The organism is Mesobacillus boroniphilus JCM 21738 (genome assembly GCF_000517385.1).
Taxonomy (GTDB): Bacteria; Bacillota; Bacilli; order Bacillales; family Cytobacillaceae; genus Mesobacillus; species Mesobacillus boroniphilus.
This window is the reverse complement of the sequence record NZ_BAUW01000134.1, coordinates 1-7,200: the sequence shown is the minus strand read 5'-3', so window position 1 is coordinate 7,200 and position 7,200 is coordinate 1. Positions and strand designations below refer to the sequence as shown.

Annotated in this window: 4 protein-coding genes and 2 pseudogenes; 1 reads left to right on the top strand and 5 read right to left on the bottom strand. The window is 43.6% G+C overall.

Annotated elements, in window-relative coordinates:
• Positions 1–63: 63 nt before the first annotated feature.
• The 5 genes and pseudogenes from rpoZ to JCM21738_RS20325 form a co-directional block, all read right to left on the bottom strand.
• Positions 64–288, bottom strand: a complete 225-nt coding sequence (rpoZ, locus tag JCM21738_RS20345; RefSeq protein WP_023614947.1) for a DNA-directed RNA polymerase subunit omega — start codon at positions 286–288, stop codon at positions 64–66.
• The gene (gene gmk / locus JCM21738_RS20340; RefSeq protein ID WP_023614948.1) at positions 289–903 is read right to left on the bottom strand and encodes a guanylate kinase; all 615 of its coding nucleotides are present in this window, start codon (positions 901–903) and stop codon (positions 289–291) included.
• A gap of 9 nt (positions 904–912) precedes the next feature.
• The gene (gene remA / locus JCM21738_RS20335) at positions 913–1,176 is read right to left on the bottom strand and encodes an extracellular matrix/biofilm regulator RemA (protein WP_023614949.1); all 264 of its coding nucleotides are present in this window, start codon (positions 1,174–1,176) and stop codon (positions 913–915) included.
• A 56-nt stretch (positions 1,177–1,232) separates the two neighbouring features.
• A pseudogene (locus JCM21738_RS20330) lies at positions 1,233–2,107 on the bottom strand (YicC/YloC family endoribonuclease).
• Between the two features lie 415 nt (positions 2,108–2,522).
• A pseudogene (locus JCM21738_RS20325) lies at positions 2,523–5,210 on the bottom strand (calcium-translocating P-type ATPase, SERCA-type).
• Between the two features lie 278 nt (positions 5,211–5,488).
• Between JCM21738_RS20325 and JCM21738_RS20320 the strand changes: the two are divergent.
• Positions 5,489–7,198 carry an Rqc2 family fibronectin-binding protein gene (locus JCM21738_RS20320; protein ID WP_023614953.1) on the top strand — a complete coding sequence of 570 codons (1,710 nt, stop codon included), beginning with the start codon at positions 5,489–5,491 and terminating at the stop codon, positions 7,196–7,198.
• Positions 7,199–7,200 lie beyond the last annotated feature (2 nt).

Here is a 7,200-nt window from a genome sequence, read left to right as displayed (position 1 = left end):
GAATTTTATAGTTTCCTAACCAACAAAAAATAACAACCCAATAAATAGGTTGTTATCGCGGTGTTATTCGTTGATATTTAACTCTTCATGGCTTCCTGCTGTCTTGAAGTGAAGCTTTTCTGCGTTGATTTCTTCAAGTGCCTTGCCAACAAATTTGTGGGAAACATACTTATCTAATTTAGGATCCATGTGTACCTGCATGCTTCGCGCGCGCTTTGCAGCAACCGATACCAATGAATATTTTGAATCAATTTTAGTCATTAAAGAGTCAATAGAAGGATTAAGCATTTATTCAACCTCCAGCATTTTTTTATAACGATGTTGCACGCGTTCCCTGCGGCAGTGTTCCGCTACAACGATTGACTTAACTCGATCGGCTGCGTTTTCAACATGATCGTTTTCAACCACATAATCATATAATTCCATCATTTCAATTTCTTCTCTTGCAGCTTTCATCCTGCCTTTGATGATATCTTCCGTTTCAGTGCCTCGTGTCACGATCCGGTTTTCAAGCTCTGAAAGACTGGGCGGCGCAAGGAAAATGAATAGCCCGTCTGGAAATTTATTCCTTACCTGGCTTGCTCCTTGAACTTCAATCTCAAGGAAAACATCCCTTCCTGCATCGAGCGTTTCGCGGACGTATTCAACTGGAGTTCCATAGTAATTGCCAACAAACTCTGCATACTCTAGAAGCTGGTCCTCTCTGATCATCTCTTCAAACTCTTCCCTTGTCTTGAAGAAATAATCCACTCCATTTTGCTCACCTTCACGCGGGAGCCTCGTTGTCGCGGACACGGAATATTCAAAAGCTGTATCGTGCTGGGAAAATAATTCTTTCCGGACCGTGCCTTTGCCAACTCCTGATGGTCCTGAAAGAACAATCAACAAACCTTTTTCCTGCATTAAATAGTCCTACCCTTCATCAATAATATCATCACGGTCATTCAGGCGGTGAGCTACCGTTTCCGGCTGTACCGCAGAGAGAATGACATGGTCGCTGTCCATGACGATGACAGCTCTCGTCCTTCTTCCGTATGTAGCATCTATTAACGATCCTCGGTCGCGAGCGTCCTGGATGATCCGTTTAATTGGAGCTGATTCAGGACTTACGATCGAAATGATCCTGTTAGCTGAAACAATATTGCCGAAGCCTATATTTATAAGCTTTATTGCCATGATGGTCCCCCAATCATCAGTTATTTATTTTGGCCTTTAAAGACCCTTTCTAAACGCTACTCTATATTTTGAACTTGTTCCTTAACCTTTTCCAGGAGACTTTTCATTTCGACAACTTCCCTGGCAATTCTCGAATCATTCGCCTTGGAACCGATCGTGTTGACCTCGCGATTCATTTCCTGAAGCAAAAAATCAAGTTTCCTTCCAAGTGGCTCATTAGCCTTCACTATATCTTTGAATTGACTTACATGGCTTTCAAGACGGGCAATCTCTTCACTGATATCAGCTTTATCTGCAAAGAAGGCAACCTCGGTGAGGATTCTATCCTCATCTGCCTGGCTATCCATAAATTCAGCCATTTTCTTTTGAAGTCTCTCGCGGTACTGCTCTACAACATTAGGCGCCAGCTTATTCACGCTCGAAATGTTCTCTTTTAGCTGTTCGATATGCTGCAATACATCCTTTTCAAGTGCTGATCCTTCCAGTCTGCGCATTTGGACCAGCTGGTTGCCTGCATCCTCAACGGCAGAAAGGACAAGAAGTTCAAGTTCTTCATTCTCAGCTTCTATTTCCTCAATATGGATGATTTCTTCCCTGCTGACAATATCACGGAGCTCAATATCCCCCGTTATGCTGTACCTGTTTTTAATTTCTGATATATGATGGACCAATTCGTCCAGAGCTTTCCAGTCAATATGTACACTTCGGCTAACTATGCCTTCGCCTTCCAAAGTTACAAATACTTCGACTCTCCCTCTTTTTATGTGTTCGCCAAGTTTCTTCTTTATTTTTTCTTCCGTTTTCAGGAGCTGCCTGGGCATGCGAATATGGAATTCACAAAAACGGTGATTGACCGTTTTTACCTCGACTGTGACACTGAACCTCTCTGATTCAGCCTGCTCCTTCCAAACCCGGTCATACTGACGACCATTTCAGACACATCCATTCTTTCTAAAAGGCTGATTTCGTAAGATTGTTGTTAAAATCCTAACGCCGATTTTAACGTGATAAAAGCCATTTTGCAGTTCGGTATTAAGTGTGCTAGCTCTTTTCTCTTAATAATCTTTGTTTTTGTGAAGAAACATAGGTCATTTAATCCTATTTTGTAGCCAATAGCAACAAAGTTTGAGAAAAGAGCCTTCCAAAAAGTCGAGTTTCCTGTAGACCTGTGGAACAGGCTTATTCATTTATGTAATCTCTAATACTTGTTTTTTCTCGCCCTCACCTCGAGAGGATATCTCAAGCCCAGGAACGTATTTAATTTTCATAAAACTTTTAGCAGTAAATGCAAGAAAGATTACGAAAAAAAAAGAAAGGCAATAGAGCCTTCTCTATTACCTAACGGATTATATCATATTTCTCTTTGTTTTTCTTGCAAAAAATGTTCCTGCAAGCAAAAATGTAGGAATTGCCGATAAGCCAAGGATTAACAACCAGTCAACCGCCAGGATTGGAACGGTATGGAATATTGGCTGCAAGACAGGTGAATATATAACAACTAGAACCATGACCAATGAAGAAATAACTGCCCATACTAAATACTTGTTCTCAAAAGGATTGCGGGCGAATATCGATTTTTCGCTCCTGCAATCAAAGACGTGGATTAACTGTGCCATCACGAGTGTAGAAAACGCAATCGTCTGTGCATATACCAGGTCATCGGGGTTTCTATTATAGACAATCATAAATGCCAACAAAGTCATTAATCCAATCAAAAATCCTCTTGAAACGACCTTCCAGCTAACCCCCGGGCAAAAACCCCTTCCTTAGGATGACGCGGCGCCCTTTTCATGACATCTTCCTCAGGCTGATCCAGCCCCAATGCCATCGCAGGCAAGCCATCTGTTACCAGGTTCACCCACAGGATTTGTATCGGCACTAGTGGCAGGGGCAAACCGATGATCATCGCAAAAAGCATGACCAATATCTCCCCAACATTGGAAGCCAGTAGGTATCTGATGAACTTCCTAATATTTTCATAAATATTCCGGCCTTCTTTTATTGCTGCTTTAATAGTCGCAAAGTTATCATCCAGAAGTACGAGTGAAGAAGCTTCCTTCGCAACATCTGTACCCGCGATCCCCATAGCCACACCTATATCTGCCGCTTTAATTGCTGGGGCATCGTTAACGCCATCGCCTGTCATAGCGACAATATGTCCTCTGTTTTGCAGTGCCTTGACGATCTTTAGTTTATGTTCAGGCGATACTCGTGCAAAACGGAGACATCATCGACGATATCTTCAAGCTCAGAAACGGACATCTCTGATAACGCTTTTCCATCCAATACTTTACTGCCTTTGGTTAAAATGCCTAACTGATTCGCAATCGCCTTTGCGGTAATGACGTGATCACCAGTAATCATCACCGTTTTGATCCCTGCTTCCCGGCATTCTTTTACAGCTGTCTTCACCTCAGGACGCGGAGGGTCGATCATACCCTGCAAACCAATGAAAACCAAGTCTTTTTCGGCTTCATTTTCATGAAGTACTACAGTGTTTTGCGGAATCGGTTTGAAGGCAATCGCTATCGTTCTTAATGCGTTGCCAGCCAGCTCGTCAATCGCCCCCTGGACTTTAGCGGTCAAATCTTTTGTCAGGCGCTGCTGCCTTTCGTCCCAAAGGATTGAATCACTCAATCCAATCAGGACATCCGGTGCGCCTTTTACAACAGCGAATTTACGTCCCGTATTATCTTTTACAATCATGCTCATCATTTTTCGTTGGGAATCGAACGGGAACTCATTTACAATTTCAAACTGGTTGAGCAAGTTCTCTCTTCTGTAGCCGGCTTTCATTGCGGCAACCAGAAGAGCACCTTCAGTTGGGTCACCATCAATTGCGTACTCACCATCTTTGTCAATCATCTCAGCGTGGTTGCAAAGCATGCCAAATGTAAGCAGCTGCTGCAATGATTTTTCATTTTGCGGGTCCACGCTTTTGTCATTATGAAAGAACAACCCTGTTGGTGAATATCCTACACCGTCGACTGTCCAAGTTTTATTGCCACTCCAAAGATGAGTGACCGTCATCTTGTTTTGCGTCATCGTCCTGTTTTGTCAGAACAAATGACAGACGCACAGCCAAGTGTCTCCACTGCCGGCAGCTTCCTGACGATCGCATTCTTCCTGATCATTCTCTGGACGCCAAGTGATAATGCCACAGTTACAATTGCAGGAAGTCCTTCCGGGATGGCGGCAACCGCCAAGCTGACACCCGCAAGAAACATCGTATATAGATCATGCCCCTGAAGCACTCCAATCCCAACTACCAATAGTGTTAAGAAAAGAGCTGCTGTAATCAGGATTTTGCCCAACTGTTCCAGCCTGCGCTGCAACGGTGTTTCCTGTGTTTCGGCCGTCTCGAGCAAGTCAGCAATCTGGCCCATTGCTGTTTTCATTCCTGTAGCAACAACAACACCGGTTCCAGTTCCCCTTGTAACCATCGTGCCCATAAACGCCATATTTTCCATGTCACCGAGTCCCGGGTTAGGAATCCTCAACGGACTTGTGTTTTTTTGTACTGGCACAGACTCTCCCGTAAGCGCTGACTCTTCAACTTCCAGACTTCGGGATTCAATCAATCGAATATCCGCACCTATCCTGTCCCCGCTTATAAATTTAAGAATATCTCCAGGTACGACTTCCTTTGACGGAATCTTGGTCCACTCTCCATTACGCAAAGCATGAACCTGCGGTGCAGAAAGCTCTTTCAGGGCATCAAGTGATTTTTCCGCCTTCCTTTCCTGGAAAAAACCTAAAATTCCATTTACAAGAACAATGGCTATGATGGCGATCGCATCGACCATTTCACCTAGAAGACCTGATATCAGAGTTGCTGCAAGGAGTACCAGTACCATGAAATCCTTGAACTGGCTGAAGAATAATAACAATGCCGATTGTTTCTCCCCCTCGGCCAATGCATTATATCCATGCTGCTCACGCCTGCGTTTTACTTCCTTTTCTTCCAATCCTTCTGTAAAATCTGTTCTTAAGGCACTAGCTATCTCATTTTCATTCATCTCATGGAACTTCATGGGGCCATCACACTTCCTCCTTGTTTGTCCTACTCTAAAGAAAGCTTATTCAGCCCTGTCCAAAAAAATGATAAGATGTTTAATAGAATAGAAAAGCGGAGGCGACTGCCCAACTCCGACAAGCGTTGGAGGGCCAGCCAGTGAAGTCGCCCTTTGACTTCATTGGCAGGACCGAAACGACTCGAGGAGTTAGGAGCCGCAGCTGGACAATATAAAAGCGGAGGCGCCTTGGTCATACCAGACAAGGTTTCAGATAAATAGAAAAGGATGTTTTCCATATGTCATTTGACGGATTGTTTACAAGAGCCATCACAAACGAACTTTCCTCCCTTCTTAAAGGGGGGCGAATCAATAAGATTCACCAGCCTTATAAAAATGAAATTATCCTGGCTGTGAGGGCAAACGGAGTTAACCACAAACTGCTTTTGTCTGCTCATCCGAGCTACGCCAGGGTCCAAATCACAAACGAGCAATATGATAACCCTAACGAACCACCAATGTTCTGCATGCTTCTGCGCAAACACCTTGAAGGCTTCATAATAGAAAATATCAAACAGGCCGGCCTTGACCGGATGATTATTTTTGAAGTAAAAGGAAGAAATGAAATCGGCGATTTATCCTATAAACAGTTGATTGTTGAAACCATGGGTCGCCACAGTAACATCATCATCGTCGATAAAAACAGGAATACGATCCTTGACAGCATCAAGCATGTTTCATTTGCCGTGAATACACACAGGGCAATCATGCCTGGGCAAGAGTATGTCTTGCCTCCGCAACAGGAGAAAATGAACCCGTTTGAGGCTCAGGAGGAAGATGTATTAAGAGTAATAGATTTTAATGCAGGCAAACTCGATAAGCAGCTAGTTTCAAATTTTGCTGGAGTGTCACCGGTATTGGCCAAGGAAATAGTCTTTAAAGCTGGCCTTGCAAACCGCACGACCCTTCCAAAGGCCTTCATCTCCGTGATGAGTGAGTTCAGAGAACACCACTACAAACCTTCCATTACCAATGGCAGCAATAAAGAGGCATTTTACCTGATTCCGCTTGAACATTTGAAGGGAGAAGCAAAGTCCTTTGATTCTCTGAGCAGCCTGCTCGACCGTTTTTATTTTGGCAAGGCAGAACGTGACAGGGTCAAGCAGCAGGGAAACGATTTAGAGCGCCTGATTGCTAATGAGAAAGAAAAGAATGAGAAGAAGATCTTAAAACTAGAAAATACTCTTGAAGATGCGAAAAAGGCTGAGCAGTACCAATTATTTGGAGAACTGCTGACTGCAAACATTTTCATGGCCAAAAAAGGTATGAAGGAAATAACAGTGGTTAATTATTATGATGAAGACGGCGCTTCGATTACAATTCCGCTGGAGCCGCGGAAAACACCTTCGGAAAATGCCCAAAGATACTTCACCAAATACCAAAAGGCCAAGAAATCCGTCAATATTGTAAAAGAACAAATTGAAATAGCCAGAGCCGAGGTTGCCTATTTTGATTCACTCCTGCAACAGGTTGAGGCAGCTTCACCAAAGGATATTGAGGAAATCAGGGAAGAGTTGATTGAAGGCGGATATATCCGCGCCCGTCAGAAAAAAGGAAATAAAAACAAGCAAAACCTTAAGCCACACCTTGAAAAATATCGCTCTTCCGATGATACGGAAATCCTTGTCGGGAAAAATAATAAGCAAAATGATTACTTAACAAACAAGGTAGCTGCCCGCGATGAAATATGGCTCCACACAAAAGATATCCCGGGATCGCATGTGGTCATCCGCAGCAAAGAGCCTGCTGAAGAAACCATTCTCGAAGCAGCACAGATTGCGGCCTACTTCAGCAAAGCACGGAATTCTAGCTCAGTTCCTATCGACTTTACCAAAGTGCGTCATGTGAAGAAGCCAGCCGGAGCAAAGCCTGGTTTCGTGATTTATGAACAACAGCAGACCGTTTACGTCACGCCGGATGAAGACATGATACTGAAATTGAAACAGTAAAC

Coding starts and splice junctions, on each gene's coding strand:
- rpoZ (WP_023614947.1), bottom strand. CDS start 288: ATGCTTAATCCTTCTATTGACTCTTTAATGACTAAAATTGATTCAAAA.
- gmk (WP_023614948.1), bottom strand. CDS start 903: ATGCAGGAAAAAGGTTTGTTGATTGTTCTTTCAGGACCATCAGGAGTT.
- remA (WP_023614949.1), bottom strand. CDS start 1,176: ATGGCAATAAAGCTTATAAATATAGGCTTCGGCAATATTGTTTCAGCT.
- JCM21738_RS20320 (WP_023614953.1), top strand. CDS start 5,489: ATGTCATTTGACGGATTGTTTACAAGAGCCATCACAAACGAACTTTCC.